Origin of the sequence: Microbacterium aquimaris, from assembly GCF_039531285.1 — a bacterium.
In the GTDB taxonomy this organism is placed as follows: domain Bacteria; phylum Actinomycetota; class Actinomycetes; order Actinomycetales; family Microbacteriaceae; genus Microbacterium; species Microbacterium aquimaris.
On sequence record NZ_BAAAPT010000002.1, the window covers coordinates 404,896 to 423,482 of the forward strand.

The 18,587-nt window shown below is 70.4% G+C and carries 20 protein-coding genes; 4 read left to right on the forward strand and 16 right to left on the reverse strand.

Annotated features, from left to right (window positions below; genetic code table 11):
* Positions 1-37: 37 nt before the first annotated feature.
* The 3 genes from ABD204_RS11460 to ABD204_RS11470 are packed head-to-tail and all read right to left on the reverse strand — an operon-like array spanning position 38 to position 2,973.
* Entirely contained in the window at positions 38-847 is an 810-nt protein-coding gene (locus tag ABD204_RS11460) for an isoprenyl transferase (protein ID WP_194424744.1), read from the reverse strand.
* Entirely contained in the window at positions 844-1,572 is a 729-nt protein-coding gene (gene recO / locus ABD204_RS11465) for a DNA repair protein RecO (RefSeq protein WP_194424743.1), read from the reverse strand. The genes ABD204_RS11460 and recO overlap by 4 nt, the downstream gene beginning before the upstream one ends.
* Before the next feature lie 45 nt (positions 1,573-1,617).
* A complete protein-coding gene (locus ABD204_RS11470) occupies positions 1,618-2,973 on the reverse strand; it encodes a hypothetical protein (protein WP_194424742.1) in 1,356 nt (451 codons plus the stop codon).
* A gap of 99 nt (positions 2,974-3,072) precedes the next feature.
* Between ABD204_RS11470 and ABD204_RS11475 the strand changes: the two genes are divergently transcribed.
* Positions 3,073-4,308, forward strand: a complete 1,236-nt coding sequence (locus ABD204_RS11475; protein ID WP_194424741.1) for a molybdopterin-dependent oxidoreductase — start codon at positions 3,073-3,075, stop codon at positions 4,306-4,308.
* Entirely contained in the window at positions 4,305-4,757 is a 453-nt protein-coding gene (locus ABD204_RS11480) for a hypothetical protein (RefSeq protein ID WP_194424740.1), read from the forward strand. The genes ABD204_RS11475 and ABD204_RS11480 overlap by 4 nt, the downstream gene beginning before the upstream one ends.
* Here ABD204_RS11480 and ABD204_RS11485 read toward each other — a convergent pair.
* From ABD204_RS11485 to ABD204_RS11495, 3 genes are read right to left on the reverse strand one after another with little or no spacing between them, the layout of a single operon-like run.
* Positions 4,658-5,404 carry a class I SAM-dependent methyltransferase gene (locus ABD204_RS11485; protein ID WP_322597611.1) on the reverse strand — a complete coding sequence of 249 codons (747 nt, stop codon included), beginning with the start codon at positions 5,402-5,404 and terminating at the stop codon, positions 4,658-4,660. The two genes, ABD204_RS11480 and ABD204_RS11485, sit on opposite strands and share 100 nt — an antisense overlap.
* Positions 5,394-6,032, reverse strand: coding sequence for a TIGR04282 family arsenosugar biosynthesis glycosyltransferase (locus tag ABD204_RS11490; protein WP_194424739.1), 639 nt, complete (start codon positions 6,030-6,032; stop codon positions 5,394-5,396). Before ABD204_RS11490 ends, ABD204_RS11485 begins: the two co-directional genes overlap by 11 nt.
* A complete protein-coding gene (locus ABD204_RS11495; protein ID WP_194424738.1) occupies positions 6,029-6,688 on the reverse strand; it encodes a glycosyltransferase family 2 protein in 660 nt (219 codons plus the stop codon). The genes ABD204_RS11490 and ABD204_RS11495 overlap by 4 nt, the downstream gene beginning before the upstream one ends.
* A 123-nt stretch (positions 6,689-6,811) precedes the next feature.
* On the opposite strand from ABD204_RS11495, the gene ABD204_RS11500 reads away from it, so the two are divergent.
* Entirely contained in the window at positions 6,812-7,555 is a 744-nt protein-coding gene (locus ABD204_RS11500) for a response regulator transcription factor (RefSeq protein WP_194424737.1), read from the forward strand.
* Entirely contained in the window at positions 7,552-8,700 is a 1,149-nt protein-coding gene (locus ABD204_RS11505) for a sensor histidine kinase (protein ID WP_206697380.1), read from the forward strand. Before ABD204_RS11500 ends, ABD204_RS11505 begins: the two co-directional genes overlap by 4 nt.
* A gap of 2 nt (positions 8,701-8,702) precedes the next feature.
* Here ABD204_RS11505 and ABD204_RS11510 read toward each other — a convergent pair whose 3' ends face one another.
* From ABD204_RS11510 to dnaJ, 10 genes are all read right to left on the reverse strand, one after another.
* Complete coding sequence (locus tag ABD204_RS11510; RefSeq protein WP_194424735.1) at positions 8,703-9,755, reverse strand: NAD-dependent epimerase/dehydratase family protein; 1,053 nt, start codon at positions 9,753-9,755, stop codon at positions 8,703-8,705.
* Complete coding sequence (locus ABD204_RS11515) at positions 9,755-10,582, reverse strand: MTAP family purine nucleoside phosphorylase (protein WP_194424734.1); 828 nt, start codon at positions 10,580-10,582, stop codon at positions 9,755-9,757. Before ABD204_RS11515 ends, ABD204_RS11510 begins: the two co-directional genes overlap by 1 nt.
* 3 nt (positions 10,583-10,585) lie before the next feature.
* Positions 10,586-12,346 (reverse strand): 2-isopropylmalate synthase, encoded by a 1,761-nt coding sequence (gene leuA / locus ABD204_RS11520; protein WP_194424733.1) that lies wholly within the window; start codon positions 12,344-12,346, stop codon positions 10,586-10,588.
* A 164-nt stretch (positions 12,347-12,510) separates the two neighbouring features.
* A complete protein-coding gene (era, locus tag ABD204_RS11525; protein ID WP_194424732.1) occupies positions 12,511-13,407 on the reverse strand; it encodes a GTPase Era in 897 nt (298 codons plus the stop codon).
* On the reverse strand, positions 13,404-14,756 hold the full coding sequence (locus tag ABD204_RS11530) for a hemolysin family protein (protein WP_194424731.1): 1,353 nt from the start codon (positions 14,754-14,756) through the stop codon (positions 13,404-13,406). Before ABD204_RS11530 ends, era begins: the two co-directional genes overlap by 4 nt.
* A complete protein-coding gene (gene ybeY / locus ABD204_RS11535; RefSeq protein WP_194424730.1) occupies positions 14,753-15,220 on the reverse strand; it encodes an rRNA maturation RNase YbeY in 468 nt (155 codons plus the stop codon). The genes ABD204_RS11530 and ybeY overlap by 4 nt, the downstream gene beginning before the upstream one ends.
* On the reverse strand, positions 15,217-16,344 hold the full coding sequence (locus ABD204_RS11540) for a PhoH family protein (RefSeq protein ID WP_206697379.1): 1,128 nt from the start codon (positions 16,342-16,344) through the stop codon (positions 15,217-15,219). Before ABD204_RS11540 ends, ybeY begins: the two co-directional genes overlap by 4 nt.
* A complete protein-coding gene (locus ABD204_RS11545) occupies positions 16,289-16,636 on the reverse strand; it encodes an HIT domain-containing protein (protein ID WP_194424728.1) in 348 nt (115 codons plus the stop codon). Before ABD204_RS11545 ends, ABD204_RS11540 begins: the two co-directional genes overlap by 56 nt.
* Positions 16,637-16,685: 49 nt before the next feature.
* Entirely contained in the window at positions 16,686-17,420 is a 735-nt protein-coding gene (locus tag ABD204_RS11550; protein ID WP_194424727.1) for a 16S rRNA (uracil(1498)-N(3))-methyltransferase, read from the reverse strand.
* A 3-nt stretch (positions 17,421-17,423) separates the two neighbouring features.
* Positions 17,424-18,548 (reverse strand): molecular chaperone DnaJ, encoded by a 1,125-nt coding sequence (gene dnaJ, locus ABD204_RS11555; RefSeq protein WP_194424726.1) that lies wholly within the window; start codon positions 18,546-18,548, stop codon positions 17,424-17,426.
* Positions 18,549-18,587 lie beyond the last annotated feature (39 nt).

Below are 18,587 nucleotides of genomic sequence, written 5' to 3' on the forward strand. Positions count from 1 at the left end.
AACATCCGCACGCGGCGGTCGTATTCCCGCGGGGTGATCATTCCGAGGTGTCGGGCGTGTCGACCGCTGCCCCGAACCGGCGCTCACGACCGAGGTACGCGTCGATGGCGCGCCAGAGGTCCGTGCGACCGAAGTCGGGCCACAAGGTGTCGAGGAACACGAACTCCGCGTACGCGCTCTCCCACAGCAGGAAGTTGGAGGTGCGCTGTTCGCCGCTGGAGCGCACGAACAAATCGACGTCGGGCATCTCGGGCTGATAGAGCCGCCGCGCGATGAGCTTCTCGGACACGGCACCGGGACGAAGGCGACCGGCGGCGACGTCGTCAGCGATCGAACGCATCGCGTCGACGAGCTCGACACGACCGCCGTAGTTCACGCACATCGTCAGCGTCAACACGTCGTTGTCGGCCGTCAGCCGCTCCGCATATTGGAGTTCCTTGATCACCGACGACCACAGCCGGGGCTTCCTGCCGGCCCACCGCACCCGCACGCCCCACTCGTTGAGCTGATCGCGACGGCGGTGCAATACGTCTCGGTTGAACCCCATGAGGAACCGCACCTCATCGGGCGATCGCGACCAGTTCTCGGTGGAGAACGCGTACACCGACAGGTGCCTGACCCCGGCCTGGATCGCCCCCGCCACCACATCCAGCAGCGCCGCCTCACCGGCCTTGTGGCCCTCGACGCGGGTGAGACCGCGCCGGTTGGCCCATCGACCGTTGCCGTCCATCACGATGGCCACGTGCCCGGGCACCGCGCCGGCCGGGTACGCCGGCGGGTACTGGCCGGTCCAGTCGACCGGGCGGTACGGCACGGCGTCACGGTGGGTGTACGGCTTGGGGCTCACGGGCGCCTCTCGACATGGGACAGGGAACGGATGCCGCGCTCCAGGTGCCACTGGGCGTAGGCGGCGATGAGGCCGGAGGCCGCCGCGGTGGCGGCGGGCGGGGCGGCGTCGACGGCGGTCCAGTCGCCGCGGATGAGCGCCGTCAGGTGCGACACCGCGTCGGGGTGCACACGTGCCGCACCGGTGGGCGCGCACGCGGCGCAGACCATTCCGCCCGCCTGCGCGACAAACGACGAATGCGGCCCCGGCGCGCCGCATCGCGCGCAGTCCTCGAGACCGGGTGCCCATCCCGACAGGGCCATCGCCCGCAACAGGTACGAGTCGAGGATGTGGCGCGCGGCGTGCTCGCCGCGCGCCAGCGCGCGCAGACCGCCGACCAGCAGCAGGTACTGCTGCGGCGTGGCCTCGGCCTCGTTCAGACGGTCGGCCGCCTCCACCATCGCGCTCGCGGAGGTGTAACTGTCGTAGTCGACGACGATGTCCGCACCGTAGGAACCCAGCGACTCCGCCTGCTGGACGATGTCGAGGGAACGCCCCTCGTAGAGCTGCACGTCGGCCACCATGAACGGCTCCAGCCGCGACCCGAAACGCGACGAGGTGCGACGCACCCCCTTGGCCACCGCGCGCACCTTGCCGTGGCGGCGACTGAGCAGCGTGACGATGCGGTCCGCCTCGCCCAGTTTCTGGGTGCGCAGGACCACGACTTCGTCGCGATAGGTGGGCACCTCTCGATTATCCCGCGCCCGGACCGGGAAGGCGGCAGGACCGGCTCACCACACCGTATAGAGCAGATGCTGGACCAGAAGTGCCCAGATCAGCTGCGCCGCGAGCAGCCGACTCCGCCACGCCACCGGCACGTACGCGAAGGCGAGGGTGACCCAGGGGACGAACGGAAGCCAGATGCGCTCCACCTCGGCCTTGCTCATCCCCGACAGGTCTGCGAGCAGGACCATCACCGCCCCGGCGGCGATCAACCACAACGCCACCCGGTCCCGCCGTGCGCGTTCCGAGACCGCAGCCGCCCCCAGTGCTCCACCGAGCACGGGACCGGCACAGATCGCGAACGCCGCGAGATTGCCCCACACCCAATACGCGTACGGACGGCGCGAGGCGATCCCGTCCGCGTACCGTTCAGCCAGGACCGGGTACGCCTCCCACACCGCGAATCCACCCGATGCGAAGACGAGGACAACCCCGGCGGCGGCGGCGACCGCGACCGGCAGCGCAAGCCACCGGCCGGTCCGTGCCAGGACGGCGAGGGCCACCACGCCCAGGAGCAGCATCCCGTACGACATCATCACCGTGGCGCCGAGGATCACGCCCGCCACCGCCGCCCAGCCGACCGACCCGAGCACGCGAGGTCGCGTCGCAGCGGCGGCAAGTGCCGCCACACCCCACGCGCCCACCGTCGCGATGACCGCATCCGCGGAGACGGACAGGAAAACGGCGGCGGGGGTGAAAACGAGGAAGGGTGCGGCGCGACGGGCGACGGATTCGACTCCGAGCAGTCGCAGGGTCGTCAGCACGGCGGCGGGCAGCGTCGCCGCGATGAGGGTGACCACGACCCCGGCGGTCGCGTCGGCGCCCAGGCCCATGCGCACGAGCGCGACGAAGAAGAGCAGCATTCCCGGGGGATGGCCGGCCACATGGGTGACCCAGTTGTCGTCGGCGGCCAAGGGGATGCGGGAGATGTAGGTCGTCAACAACATGCCGATGTCATCGACCTCACGTGCGGTGCGCAGGTACTCGTACGGGTTACCCAAGACCCGCGAGATCCCGGTGGGCCCGTCGACGAGCGCGAGGGCGAGCATCCACGCCGTGGCCGCACCGAACGTCGCCGGGAGCAACGCCGCCCACGACAACGAGCCCGCCAAACGATCGGCGTATCGCCACGCCAGGATCGCCAGAAGGACCGCGACCGCCGTGGCGAGCCCCACGTGGGGCACCCACAGGCCATGCAGTGGCGCCACGGCGCGGTCGTCGGCCGATCGGGCCGCCCGTGTGGCGACATCCCACCCGGCTGCCAGCGGGACGGTGACGGCGACGACGATGAGGACGAGGGCCGCACCGATGCCGATCACGGTCGCCCGGCCACCGGTGCGCGCGCCGGAGTCGTCGGAGGGCATAGTCCGAGAGTAGGCAATCCGCGGCCCGGATCGTCGCCGGATCGCCGGCGTCCCCGCTTCGTAAGGTGCATCACCCGTGCGGCGTGCTTGGCTGGGGACATGGCCGGATTGACCGCGGCGGCATCGGCGCGTGTGGAACGCTTCGTCGATGCCGCGCGCGAGCGCACCTCCACTCCCCCACGGCGCACCCGCACGACGGTCGTGCTCGGGCGGGCCCTCGGGGTACTCGTGGCGGTGTGCTTCCTGACGGGGCTGTACAGTCACCTCCTCCAGAACCCGGTCGGCTGGCTCCCCCTCTTCCCGCGCCCCGTCTGGCTCTACCAGGTCACCCAGGGCACGCATGTGCTCGCCGGCCTGGTGATGGTGCCGGTCCTGCTGGGAAAGCTCTGGGCCGTCTACCCACGCCTGTTCACCTGGCCGCCTGTGACCGGCCCGGTCGCGGTCCTCGAGCGCGGTTCCATCGCGCTGTTGGTCGGATCCGCCCTCGTGGAGGTCGCGATCGGCGTCATGAACATCGCCCAGTGGTACGCGTTCGACTTCTCCTTCCGGCGCGTCCACTTCGTGCTGGCCTGGGTGTTGGTCGGCAGCGTCATCCTCCACATCGCCGTCAAACTCCCGCTGATCATCGCGTTCTGGCGGCCCGTCCCCGCCGATCCCGCAGCCACCGAGCAACCACCGGCCCGGACCTGGCCCGAACATCCAGACCCCGATCCGGATCGCCGGCCGACCGAGGCCGAGGCCATCTCACGACGAGGCGCCCTGATCGCCGTCGCCGCATCGGCCGGGGCGATCCTCCTGGGCACCGCAGGGCAGACGGTGGCCCCCCTGGCGTCGTTGGCCGTGCTCTCCCCCCGCCGTCCGGGCATCGGGCCGCAGGGCCTGCCGGTGAACCGCACCGCGGCCGAGGCGGGGGTGCGGCAGCGCGATGTCGACGATGACTGGACGATACGCATCGCCGGCGCCACGTCGGCCCTCGCGCTGTCCCGAAGCGAGCTGGCGGCACTGCCGCAGACCACCGCCGACCTGCCCATCGCGTGTGTCGAGGGGTGGAGCCAGACCGCGACCTGGACGGGGGTCCCGCTGCGCGAGGTCCTCGAGCTGGCCGGCGGCACCGCCGGCGCGGGCGTGCGGGTCACGAGCCTGCAGGTACGTGGGGCGTTCTCGCGGACGGTCATGCCCCAGGTGTACGTCGACGATCCCCTCACCCTGATCGCTCTGAAGCTGGGTGGCGAGGAACTGGACATCGACCACGGCTACCCGGCGCGCATCATCGCCCCCGGGCGCCCCGGGGTCATGCAGACCAAATGGCTCAGCAGCATCGAGGTGTTGCGGTGAGGGCCGCGACCGCACCGGGCGTGGCCAACGCACGCATCGTGATCGGCGCGAGCGGGGTCGCCGTGCTGGGCTACGCCGCATTCCTGGCTCTGACCACCGTGGCGCCCGCACAGTATCCCGCGGTCCTGTGGTGGCTGATCGGGGCGATCGTGGTGCACGACGGGGTGCTGGCACCGTTGGTGGTCGCGTTCGGCGTGCTCGGCCGAGGGACCTCCGAGCGGATCGGACCCCGCGCGGCCGCCGTGGCCCGCGCCGCTCTGGTCGCGGCGGCATGCTGCTCGCTCGTGCTGGTGCCCGGCCTCGTCGTGCGTGCCACCGGCGCACGCAACCCGACCATCCACGCAGTGGACTACCCGCTGGTGCTCGTCGGCCTGTGGGTGGCGGCCGTCTGTGTCGCGGCCGCCGCGGTGCTGATCGGCCGGCGAGGAGCGACCGCCCGGACGAAGTGACGCTCGCCGCTTCGCATATGGGCCGGGCCGGACAACCCGGCAGCCCGCGCCGCCCGCATCACGGTGCGCCAACCGACCCGCGCCCACGGGAAGGCCTCGCTCTCCAGACCCGCTGCGTCGACGACCGTGAACAGCGACCTCTCGTCCAGGTCCTCATCCGGGTCTGCCTCGATGACCAGCGCCCCGCCGGGAGCGAGGAGGTCCCGGCACCTCTCCAGCAGCGCGGGCGGGTCGCCGCCGATACCGACGTTTCCGTCCATGAGGAGGACTGTCCGCCACCGCCCCTCGAGCGGGAGTCGATCGAAGATCGAGCGTTCCAGCGCGGGGGTGCCGTGGGCGCGTGCGCGGCGCACCGCGGCCGGCGACACGTCGATCCCCATGGCTGCGGAGGCCCGCTCCGCGGCGGCACGAACCATGCGGCCGGGACCGCATCCGACATCCAGCAACGGGCCCTCGCATCGGCCGAGGGCAGCCACGTCGTCACCGTCGGCAGACCCTCCCAAGGCGACGAAGTCCCACTCCTCGACGATCGTGCCGCTACTGAGCCGGCGCAGGCGCAGCACGCCGTCGCTGCCCTCCTCGAGCATCCGCGTGTACGGATCGGCTCCCCCCGCGGCGAAGCGGGCCGTGTCGGAGTCACCCCACACGAGGCACCTCCTGCCGGATGCGGTGCCAGACCGACGCGAACCGCCCGTGGGGCGCGTCCACGGCGACCACGCCCGCGTCTTCGACGTGGTCGACATCGCGCAGTGTCTCCAGATCGCGCACCCTCAGCCCCGCATCGACCAGACGACGGCGTTGCTCACGTCCGGTCTCCGGTGCGGACATGGTCACACCGCGGATGAGTCCGCCGTCGGGCTCCCGCATCGCCAGCGCCCAGTAGCCCCCGTCCGCCGCGGGACCGAACCACGCGTCGACCGAATCCGGCCAGGACCACACCGGGCCGGCGACCGCTTCGGCAGTCAGCTGAGGTGTGTCCATACCGATCAGCAGCAGCGGGCCCGTCACCGCATCGAAGAGGTGTCCGAGCCGGACATCGAGCGCTCCTTCGGGCTGCTCAATCACCTCGACGCCGACGGCGCTCGGGGGTGCCTGTCCCGAGAAGAACAGGATGCGCCGCCCCGCAGGCAGGGCGCGCACGAGATCCAGGGTGTCGTCCAGGCTCGCCTGCGCGAGTCGGGCGGCCTGCACCGGGGAAAGCTGCGGTGTCAGACGTGTCTTGACCCGACCCGGGACACATTCCTTGGCGACCACCGCGACGGTCACGCGCATCATGACACCTCCCGCAGCACCCGCGACATGTCCGCGATCGCGATGGCGGTGCCCCGCACCGTCCCGGTCACCTTCGACACCCCCACGCGAGGTCGATACCGCACCGGCGCCTCTGCGATGCGCCACCCGGCTGCGGCTGCACGCAGCACGGTCTCGAGGGGGTACCCGCTGCGGCGATCGCGGATGCCCAGATCCAGGAGGGGCTCCCGGCGTGCCGCACGCATCGGGCCCAGGTCTCGGAGGGGCACCCGGGCGGCGGCGGAGATGCGACGCGCGAGATACCGATTGGCCAACCGGGCGTGCCATGGCCATGCCCCGCGCGTCTGGGCGACGCGGAAGCCGAGCATCATATCCACCTCCCCGGATGCGACCGGGTCGACGATCGCGGGCAGCTCGGACAGGTCGAACGACGCGTCCGCATCTGCGAAGGCGACGATCGGAGCCTCTGCGGCGGTCAGACCGGCGTGCACCGCCGCGCCGTACCCGCGCCGTGTCTCGCGGACGACCCGGGCGCCGGCTGCGTCGGCGATGTGCGCCGAGCCGTCCGTCGAGCCGTTGTCGACGACGATCGCGCGGTAGCCGGGCGGAAGGGATGCAAGCACCTGCGGCAACGCCGCCGCCTCGTTGAGGCACGGCAGCACGACATCGACCCGGAACATGCTCCGACGCTAGCCCGTGCGGCGGCGTCGCGGGCCGTGACGAGGCATTACGAACTGCGGACGCCCGCCGCGACTTCCCGCGCCTGCCGAGCGGTGCGAGTCCGTGCGCCGTAGGGTGATCTCGTGAGCACGTCGCCCCACCGCAACGGCGACCTCGACGGTCGACGTATCCTCGTCGTCGACGACGACCCGACTGTCGCCGAGGTCGCGGGGACTTATCTGACCGCAGCCGGGTTCGTCGTCGACCGCGCCGCCGACGGCGCCGAGGCCCTCCGACAGCTCGACGCCCTCGCGCCCGACCTCGTCGTGCTCGACGTCATGCTTCCGGACATCGACGGCATCGAGACCTGTCGCCGCATCCGTGAAGCGGGCGACACCGCAGTGCTGATGCTGACGGCCCGCACGTCGCAGGATGACCGGATCGACGGCCTCGAAGCCGGCGCCGACGACTACCTCACCAAGCCCTTCTCCCCTCGCGAATTGGTGTTGCGCGTCAGATCGGTGCTTCGGCGCACGACGTCCGCCGCTCCGTCGGATGCCCCCATCGTGTGCGGGGGCTACCGGATCGACCCGGCGGCGCGCATCGCGACCTATGACGGCGTGGAGCTGAACCTCACCGCGCGCGAATTCGATCTGCTCGAATTCCTCGCCCGTCGTCCGGGACAGGCCTTCGACCGCACACGACTGTTGCAGGCGGTCTGGGGGTGGTCCATCGGCGACCTCTCGACGGTCACCGTGCACGTCCGGCGACTGCGCGAGAAAATCGAGCCCGACTCCACCCACCCCAGCCATCTGGTCACCGTATGGGGGGTCGGCTACCGATTCGATCCGACCGGCACACCGCCGGCGGAAAGGAGCGCGCCGTGAGCCCCGGCGGTCTCGCACTCGTCGTCGCAATCACCCTCGCCATCAGCGTGGTCACCGGTGTGGTCGGCGTCGGCGTCCTCCTTCTGCTGCGCCGCACGCCGCTGTACGTCCAGCTGGCCACGGCGCTGTCGGTCGGCGTGATCTCGGTCGTGATCAGCATGATCGCCGTGGCCAACCTCATGTACCTCTCCCCGCACGACCTCGTCGTCGCGATCGCCGTGGCGATCGCGGCGGGGATGAGCTCCCTTCTGGTGGCCGCCACGCTGTGCGTGTGGGTCGCGTCGAACATGAGGGTCCTCTCGCAGGCTGCGACGCGGATCGGCAAGGGCGAGGTGGTGGTCCCCTCCACCCGCGCCGGGAGCGCGGAGTTCGCCCGCGTCGAGGAGGCGCTCGCACACACCAGCGAACAGCTCCGGCTTTCGCGCGAGCGGGAAGCCCGCGTAGAGGCGTCCCGCCGGGAGCTCGTCGCCTGGATCTCGCACGACCTGCGCACTCCCCTCGCCGGTATCCGTGCGATGGCCGAGGCACTCGAAGACGACATGGTCGACGATCCGGGTCGGTACCACCGGCAGATGCGCGCACAGGTGGAGCTGCTGGCATCGATGGTGGACGACCTGTTCGACCTGTCACGGATCGACGCCGGCGCCCTGCGCCTGCGTTTCGAGGACGTCTCGCTCTTGGACGTCGTCAGCGACGCCGTCGCCGACGTGCGTCCCGCCGCCGGGGAGCGGGAGATCACCGTGGACAGCGCGCTGCCCCGCGACCTGGCGGTGCGCGTGGATCCGGGCGAGCTGTCCCGTGCCATCGGCAACCTCCTCATGAACGCCGTCCAGCACACTCCCCCGACCGCCCCGATCACGGTGCGCGTGGAACGTGTCGAGGATCGACCCACCGTGTCGGTGATCGATCAGGGCCCCGGCATCGACGCGGACGACCTGCCGAGACTGTTCGAGCCCGGCTGGCGCGGATCTGCTGCGCGGACACCGCATGCCGGCAGCGGGTCGCCCCCCGGGGCCGGCCTGGGGCTGGCGATCGTGCGGGGCATCGTCTCCGCGCACGACGGAGACGTCGTCGCCACCAATGTCACCGGTGGATGCCGTTTCGACATCCGCCTGCCCGCGACGTCGGCGCGAGCGCTGACCTGACCTCAGGCGCGCAAGGGCGCCGTGGCGAACTGGCGCAGTCCCGTCTGCGGCGGTACCGCCGCGCGCCACCCCAGTTCCTCCCGGGCACGCGTGGCCGACGCGGTGATGTGCCGCACATCCCCACGACGGTACTCGCCGGTGACCACGGGTGCGTCTCCGCCCGCCGCCTCGCTGAGGATTCCGGCGACCTCGCCGATGGACACCACGTGCCCGCTCGCGACGTTGAACGGTCGCGCGGTCGCCTCTCCGACCGTGCCGGTCCAGCCCAGGGCGGCGATGTTCGCCGCGGCCACGTCGTCGACGTGCACGAAGTCCCGACGCTGGGCGCCGTCCTCGAAAACCCTCGGCGCCTCGCCGCGTTCCAGGGCCGACCGGAACAGCGAAGCGACCCCCGCGTACGGGGTGTTCCGCGGCATCCCCGGCCCGTACACGTTGTGATACCGCAGCGCTGCGACGGCGCCGCCGGTCTCCCGGGCCCAGTTCGCGGCGAGGTGCTCCTGAGCGAGCTTGGTGGTGGCGTAGACGTTCCGGGGGTCCGCGGCGGTGTCCTCCCCGACCGGCCCCGGCGTCAGGAGGCATCCGCTGACGGGGTCCCGCGGGTCGAAGACCCCGGCTTCGAGATCGGCCACGCGCCGCGCCGCCGGTCGAATCGTCGGACCGTCGCCTCCGACCGTGTAGACACCTTCGCCGTAGACGACCATCGACGACGCCAGCACGAGGCGTCGCACATCGGCGCGTCGCATCGCCGCGAGCAACTCGGCGGTGGCCAGCACGTTCGATCCGACATAGTCCGGCGCATCGGCGAAGTCCACTCCGAGTCCGACCTTCGCCGCTTGATGGGAGACGGCGTCGACCCGTTCCAGCGCACGGTCGAGGGTCTGCGGATCGCGCACGTCACCACGGATGACCTCGGCGCCGTCCGGAAGGGTGGGCGCGGCGCCGTGCACATCATCGCGGAACGAGTCCAGGACACGCACCTCTGCCCCGTCGCGGAGGGCGGCCTCGACCACACGCGAGCCGATGAAGCCCGCTCCGCCGGTGACCAGCAGCCGCATCAGTCGCGTCCGAGGAGCGGTCTGGCTAGGACATCCCCGCGGGCCCGCTCGTCGAGCAGCACACGCCCGGCATAGTCGTGGGGCACCGCGGCGATCGTGCGCTCGATGGACGCCACGACCTCCGGGAGCGCGCCGGCGAACCGCGCGTAGACCACCTCGGCGCTGACGGTCTCATCCCCCTCGGCCACGCCAGCGTCCATGTCGGTGACCACGCACACGGTCACCGTGCCGATCCCGAGCTCCGCGGCCAGTGCCACCTCGGGCAGCAGCGTCATGTTCACCAGGTGGGCGCCGTCGCGCCGCAGGCTGCGCGACTCCGCGCGGGTCGAGAAACGGGGACCTTCGATCACGGCGACGGTCGCGCCCCGATGCGCCGTCGGCGCGGCCTCGGCCGCGGCCAGACGCAATACCGGGCAGAACGGATCCGCCAGGGGAAGGTGGCGCACCGGCTCCCCGGGGACCGTCCCGTCGAAGAAGCTGTCGGCGCGGTGCCGGGTCCGATCGAGCAGCTGATCCGGGATCACCAGGGCCGGCGGCGGGAGGTCCGGGTCCAGCGACCCCACCGCGGCGGAGGAGACGATCCCGCGGACTCCGAGCGACGCCAGCGCCCACGCGTTGGCGCGCGCCGGGATCGAGCCCGGCGGCAACGCGTGTCCCCGACCGTGCCGGGGAAGGAACGCGACACGGCGACCCGCGATCTCCCCCACCGCCACCGGTTCGCTCGTCGGGCCGTACGGGGTGTCGATCTCGAGGCGTTCCTCGAGCGCGTCGAACGCCTGCTCCAGTCCGGTCCCGCCGATGACGGCGAGGGGGATCGCGTCGGTCATCGGTCAGACCGCGGCGAGTTCCGGGGTGCGGGCACGGGTTCGGATCGCGCGGTTCACGGCCGAGACGATCGCCTTCAGCGAGGCGGTCGAGATGTCGCCGTCGATGCCCACGCCCCACAGCCTCTCGTCGTCGACCTGCAGTTCGACGTAGGCCGCGGCCTGCGCGTCGCCGCCGGAGCTCAAGGCGTGCTCGACGTAGTCGTACAGCGTCACGTGGATCCCCTCGGCGCGCAGAACCTCGAGGAACGCCGCGACCGGGCCGTTTCCGGTGCCGCGCGCCTCCACCTCATCGTCGCCGTCGCGCAGCCGAACGTCGAGGATGACGTCGCCGGTCATGTCGCTCTCCGTGCGTGTGGACAGCAGCTCGAAGCGGCCCCACCGCGCCTCGGCGTCGTCGGCGGGCAGGTACTCGTCGGTGAAGACGTTCCAGATCTGATCGCTGGTTACCTCGCCGCCTTCCGCGTCGGTCTTGGCCTGGACGACCCCGGAGAACTCGATCTGCAGCTTGCGCGGCAGGTCGAGGGCGTGGTCGGTCTTCAGCAGGTACGCCACCCCGCCCTTGCCGGACTGCGAGTTCACGCGGATGACCGCCTCGTAGGAACGACCCAGATCCTTCGGATCGATGGGCAGGTACGGCACCGCCCAGTCGATCTCCTCGACGTCGACGCCCTCGTCGGCGGCACGCGCCGCCATGGCATCGAACCCCTTCTTGATGGCGTCCTGGTGCGAGCCGCTGAACGCGGTGAAGACCAGATCGCCGGCCCACGGACTGCGCTCGTGAACGGGCAGTTGGTTGCAGTACTCGGCGGTGCGCTTGATCTGGTCGATGTCGCTGAAGTCGATCTGCGGATCGATGCCCTGCGTGAGCAGGTTGACACCGAGCGCCACCAGGTCGACGTTGCCGGTGCGCTCGCCGTTGCCGAACAGGCATCCTTCGATGCGGTCGGCGCCGGCCATGTAGCCCAGTTCCGCGGCGGCGATCGCGGTTCCCCGGTCGTTGTGCGGGTGCAGCGACAGGATCACGTTCTCGCGCTGGGACAGATTCCTACTCATCCACTCGATCGAGTCGGCATACACGTTCGGTGTCGTCATCTCCACGGTGGCGGGCAGGTTGATGATCACCTTGCGCTCGGGGGTCGGCTCGAGCACTTCGATGACCTGGTTGCACACGTCCACCGCGAACTCCAGCTCCGTGCCGGTGTAGCTCTCGGGCGAGTACTCGTAGAAGACCTCCGTCTCCGGGATCGTGCTCTCCAGACGTCGACACAACCGCGCACCCTCGAGCGCGATGTCGATCACGCCCTGCCTGTCCGTGCGGAACACCACTTCGCGCTGCAGCACGCTCGTGGAGTTGTACAGATGCACGATCGCCTGCTTCGCGCCGCGGATCGACTCGTAGGTGCGCGCGATGAGATGCTCTCGCGCCTGGGTCAGCACCTGGATGGTCACATCATCCGGGATGAGTTCCTCTTCGATCAGTTGTCGCACGAAATCGAAGTCGGTCTGGCTCGCCGACGGGAACCCGACCTCGATCTCCTTGTACCCCATCTTCACCAGCAGCTCGAACATGAGGCGCTTGCGTTCGGGGCTCATCGGGTCGATGAGTGCCTGATTGCCGTCGCGCAGGTCCACCGCGCACCAGCGCGGCGCCTGGGTGATGCGCCGGGAGGGCCAGGTGCGGTCGGGCAGATCGACGACGATCTGCTCGTGGAAGGGGCGGTACTTGTGCACCGGCATCCCGGAGGGCTTCTGGGTGTTCTTCATGGTCGCGTCTTCTCTACGTCGGGGAGGGGCTGCTGCCCAGGGCCATGACGAGGCTCCGCGACGAGGACGGCCCTTAGATCGAGGCCTCGTCGCGGCGGCTAAGAAGGAGAAGCCTGCCGAAGCGCATGCCCCCAGAGTACACCCGCCCGCCGGGGCGGGGCATCTCAGAAGCCCAGGCGCCCGAGCTGCTTGGGGTCGCGCTGCCACTCCTTGGCCACCTTCACGTGCAGAGACAGGTAGACACGGCTGCCGAGGAGGCGTTCGATCTGACCGCGCGCCGCCGCGCCCACGTCGCGCAGGCGCGCACCCTTGCGGCCGATGATGATCGCCTTCTGCGAGTCGCGTTCGACGACGATGTCCGCATATACGTCGGTCAGGTCGGAGTCCTCCCGCTCGGCGATGTCCTGGACGACGACGGCGATCGAGTGGGGCAACTCGTCCCGCACCCCCTCCAGTGCGCACTCCCGGATGATCTCCGCGATCCGATCCTCGATCGACTCGTCGGTGACCACCCCCTCGGGGTACAACGCCGGTCCCTCCGGCATGAGTCGGAGCAGTTCGTCCGAGAGGATCTCCAGCTGCTGTCCCGTCGTCGCCGACAGCGGGATCACCGCATCCCAGTCCTCCCGCAGCGCATCGACCTCGAGGAGGCGGTCGGTGATCTGTGAGCGGTCCGCCACATCCGTCTTCGTGACGAGGGCGACCTTGCGCGCGCGGGGGTAGCCGTCCAGAGACTGGGCGATGCGACGGTCGCCGGGGCCGACCTTCTCGGTGGCCGGCACGCAGAACCCGATGACGTCGACATCCCCCAGGACCTGCTCGACGAGGTCGTTGAGACGCTCGCCCAGCAATGTCCGCGGGCGGTGGATGCCCGGCGTGTCGACGATCACCAGTTGACCGTCGGGTCGATTGAGGATGCCCCGGATCGCGCGACGAGTCGTCTGCGGCTTGTCGCTGGTGATGGCGACCTTCTCGCCGACCAGTGCGTTGGTGAGGGTGGACTTGCCCACGTTCGGCCGTCCCACGAACGTGACGAATCCGGATCGTGTCGTCTCTGTCATGACTCGCCGCCTTTTCGGATGACCCGGATCTCGCCGGTGGGGTTCTCGGGGAGGGGGACCTCCCCTGTTCTCGACGTCCCGCCGTCGTCCCGTGTCGGCTCGGCTCGTGCCACGAACACGGAGGAGATGCCCCGGCCTCGACCGCGCGAGGCCCCGCCGGTGATGACCAGCCCGGAGACTTCGGCGGTGGAGCCCGGCTGGGGCACGCGGCCGATGGCCTTCCCGAGCAGTCCACCGATCGAATCGACGTCGTCGTCCTCGAGATCGAGATCGAACAGCTCACCGACCTCGTCGAGGCCGAGACGGGCGCTCACGCGGAACCGTCCCTGCTCGAGTGGCGTGATCTCATCCGCGCGGGGGTCGTACTCGTCGGAGATGTCGCCGACGAGTTCTTCGATGATGTCCTCGAGGGTCACCAGACCCGACACGCCGCCGTACTCGTCCACGACCATGCAGACGTGGACGCTGTCGCGTTTCATCTGCTGCAACAGTGTTTCGGCCTTCATCGACTCGGGCACGAACACCGCGCGACGGGCGATGCGGGCCACCGGCGTGTCGCGCCAGCCGGACTCGTCACGGAATCCAAACTGCACCAGGTCCTTCAGGTACAGCACCCCCACGACGTCGTCGGCGTCGTCGTCCATCAGGGGGATGCGGGAGACACCGCGGTCGAGGAAGATCGTCATGGCCTCGCGCGTCGTGGCATCCGCGTCGACGGTGACCATGTCGGTGCGCGGCACCATGAGTTCGCGGACGAAGCGGTCGGTGAAGTCGAACACCGAGTGGATCAGCTCACGGTCGTCTTCCTCGATGAGGTCACGCGAGGCCGCCTCGTCCACCATGCTCAGCAGTTGCTCCTCCGAGGCGAAGGAGGTGCCGCGGCCCACCCCGGGCGTGACGCGGTTGCCGAGGAGCACGAGACCGTGCGCGAGCGGGCCGAGCATGATGCGCACCCCGCGCACGACCGGCGCGGCGCCGCGCAGCAGGCCCCGTGCGTGCTGGCGGCCGAAATTCCTCGGGCTGGCGCCCACGACCACGAACGAGATACCCGACATGAGCACCGCAGCCGCGAGCGTGGCCCAGAAGAGGTTCTCGAACAACAACGTGAAGGCGACGGTCACCAGCACCGCCGCGGTGGTGTCGACCACCACCCGGATGAAGACGACCGCCGTCGTGTGCGCGTCGGGGTCGGAGGCGATACGGCGCAGCGCCGTCGTGCTGCGTCCGTCCTCGCCGAGCTCCTCGAGGTCGGCGCGCGAGGTCACGCTCAAGGCGGCGTCGACGGCCGCCATCAGACCCCCGAACGCCAGGAGCAGGACGGCGGCGACCAGCAGGAGCGCCTCGGTCATGCGCGGCGGCGGCGTTCGGCCGCCTGGAACGAGGCGATGAGGTCGCGTTGCAGGCCGAACATCTCGCGCTCTTCGTCGGGCTCGGCGTGGTCGAAGCCCAACAGATGCAACAGGCCGTGCGTGGTGAGCATGACGATCTCGTCCATCGTCGAGTGCCGCGCGGCGGCGGCCTGGGTCTCGGCGACCTGGGGGCACAGCACGATGTCGCCGAGCAGACCCGCGGGTGTGGGGGCGTCCTCGGTGCCGGGGCGCAACTCGTCCATCGGGAAGCTGAGCACATCGGTCGGGCCCGGCTCATCCATCCACTGCACGTGGAGCGCCTCCATGGCGCCCTCGTCGACGAGCAGGATCGCCAGGTCGGCGTCGGGGCTCACGCGCAGCTCCGCCAAGTCGTGCTCCATGAGCCGAAGCAGCACCGTCTCGTCGACCTCGACGCCGGACTCATTGGTGATCTCGATGGTCATGAACGTCCTCGTTTCGGAAGATGATCCCGCGGACGACCGGGTCGATCCGCGGCTCGCCGCTCGGCTCGGTTGGCCAGCTCGCCGGCCTCATCACGTTCGCGTCGGGCCGCCAGCCGTTTCTCGTCGTACTCGCTGTAGGCGTCCACGATCCGGCCCACCAGGGTGTGGCGCACGACGTCCTCGCTGGTGAGGTGGGAGAAGTGGATGTCGTCGACGTCTCCGAGCACGCGCGTCACCAACCGCAGACCGGAGGCACCCTGGGGCAGGTCGATCTGCGTGATGTCCCCGGTGACGACCATCCGGGTGCCGAACCCGAGGCGGGTCAGGAACATCTTCATCTGCTCCGGCGTGGTGTTCTGCGCCTCGTCGAGCACGACGAAGGAGTCGTTCAGGGTGCGACCGCGCATGTAGGCCAGTGGGGCGACCTCGATCGTGCCCGTCGCCATCAGCTTCGGCACGATCTCGGGATCCATCATCTCGTTCAATGCGTCGTAGAGCGGGCGCAGATACGGATCGATCTTGTCCGTCAGCGTGCCGGGCAGGAACCCGAGCCGCTCGCCTGCCTCGACGGCGGGACGGGTGAGGATGATGCGGCTGACCTCCTTGCGGTGGAGCGCTTGTACGGCCTTGGCCATCGCGAGATACGTCTTGCCGGTTCCGGCCGGTCCGATCCCGAAGACGATCGTGTGCTCGTCGATGGCGTCCACGTACGCCTTCTGACCCACCGTCTTGGGCCGGATGACCTTGCCCCGCGACGAGAGGATCTGCTCGCCCAGCACCTCCGAGGGACGCATGCCGGCGTCGGAGCGCAGGATGCGGTTCGACGAGGCGACGTCGGTCGGGGCCATCTCGTGCCCGGCCTTGGTCATCGCCAACAACTCGTCGACGAGCGTGCGCGCCGAGGCGACCGCACCGGCGCCTCCGGTGAGGGTGATCTCGTTCCCGCGTACGTGGACATCGACGTCGGGATGCTCGCGCTCGACCACGCGCAGGAGACGATCCTGCGGTCCGAGCAGCTGCACCATCGCGACGCCGTCCGCGGACACGCGGTCGACGGTGGGTTCCTGGTCAGGCACCGAGGGTCTTCTCCTGCAATTGTCCGGCGAGCACGTGGGCGTGCACATGGAAGACGGTCTGTCCGGCGGCGGCACCGGTGTTGAACACGAGTCTGAACTCCCCGTCGGCGTGTTCGGCGGCCACCGCACGTGCGAGCCCGACGACCTCCGCCAACAGTTCCGGGTCGCCTTCGGCGAGCTCGACCACGTCGCGATAGCGCTCGGACTTGGGGATCACGAGGAGGTGGACCGGCGCCTGCGGCGCGATGTCACGGATCGCGAAGGCGTTCTCGGTCTCGGCGATGATCTCGGCGGGGATCTCGCCGCGGAGGATGCGGGTGAAAACAGACGGTTCCGTCATGGGTCGAGTCTATCGGCGCGGCAGGTCGGAGCGGCCCGCCCGCTCCGGCTCACCAGCGCCGCAACGCCGCATTGACCACGGCCAGGGCGGCCGGCCCCGCCGTGGAGGTCCGCAGCACCGTGTCACCGAGGCGCACCGGGCGCGCACCCGCCGCCTGCAGCCGCTCGACCTCCTCGGCGGGCATGCCCCCTTCGGGGCCGACGACCACCACGACGTCGGCGTCGGCCGTCGGATCGAGTTCCACCGCCGTGAGGGCCTCCCCCGCATCCGGGACGAGCACGAGCATGCGGGATTTCGACGCACGCGCGGCCAGTTCGCCGGTGCCCACCGGCGCACCCACCGGCGGGATCCAGGCCCGGTGTGCCTGCTTGGCGGCCTCCCGGACGATGCTCGCCCAACGCGCCCGCCCCTTCTCACGCTTGGCGCCCTCCCACCGTGAGACGCTGCGCGCAGCCTGCCACGGGACGATCTCGTCCGCACCGATCTCGGTGCCCGCCTGCACGGCCAACTCATCCCGGTCGCCCTTGGCGAGCGCCTGGACGAGCACGAGGCGCGGCGTGGGTGCGGGAACGGTGCGGCGTGACTCGACGGTGACCGCCACGCGCTGCGGCGCCACGTCGGCCACGCGGCCGGTCAGCCAGACACCGAGGCCGTCACCGACGGTGACCGCCTCCCCCGCCCGCACGCGACGCACCGCGGCGGCGTGGTGGGCCTCCCTGCCGAGCAGGACGACCTCGTCGCCCGCCAAAGCCGCGGGGTCGTCGACGACGAAGTGCAGAGGCACTGATCAGCCGTTCCGGAGGCGATCCCGCAACTTGGCGAACAGTCCCTGGTGGAACTGCGCGAGCTGCGGCGAGGGGGCCTTCGTGCGCTTGGCGAAATCCTCGATGAGGGCGCGCTCCTTGTGGTCCAGACGCGTCGGGGTCACCACATGCACCCCCACCCGGAGGTCGCCGCGCTGGTTTCCTCGCAGCGGGGTGATGCCACGACCCTTGATGGTCAGCACGTCGCCGGCCTGCACGCCCGGGCGGATCTCCAGATCGACCGGCCCGTCGAGTGATTCGATCGTCGTGGTCGTGCCGAGGATCGCATCCGGCATCGACACCTCGAGCGTGGCCAGCAGGTCGTCGCCCTCCCGGCTGAAGGTCTCGTGGTCTTTGACGGTGACCTCCACGTACAGGTCCCCGTTCGGCCCCCCGGCCTGACCGACCTCGCCCGAACCGGGCAGCTGCAACCGCAGACCGGTCTCGACGCCCGCCGGGATGTCGAGCGAGACCGTGCGGCGCGCGCGGACCCGGCCTTGTCCCTGGCAGGTCGCGCACGGGTACGGGATGGTCGTCCCGTACCCCTGGCACACGCGGCACGGCGCATTGGTGAGGACGTTGCCGAGCAGGCTGCGCACCTGCTGCTGCACGTGACCGGAGCCGTGGCAGATGTCGCACGTGACCGGCTGCGTGTCCGGCTGGCAGCAGGACCCTTCGCACGTCTCGCACAGCACGGCCGTGTCGACGTCGATGTCGCGGTGCACGCCGAACACGACGTCGCCCAGCTCGAGGGTCACACGCACCAGCGCGTCCTGGCCGCGCTCACGACGCGACCGCGGACGGGGGCCGCGGGCCCCGCCACCGCCACCACCGGCGCCGAAGAACGTCTCGAAGATGTCGCCGAACGAGCCGAATCCGGCCGCGCCGCCGCCGCCGAAGGGCGAATCCCCGCCCATGTCGTACCGCGCACGCTGATCGGGGTCGCTCAGCACGTCGTAGGCGTGCGTCACGGATTTGAAACGCTCGGCGGCATCCGCCCCCGGGTTCACATCGGGGTGGAGCTCGCGCGCGAGCCGCCGATACGCCTTCTTGATCTCCTCGGGGCTCGCATCTCGCGAGACACCCAGAACTTCATAGTGGTCAGCCACGTTCGCCTCTCCCACCCGTGTCGCCACGGGATCGTCTGT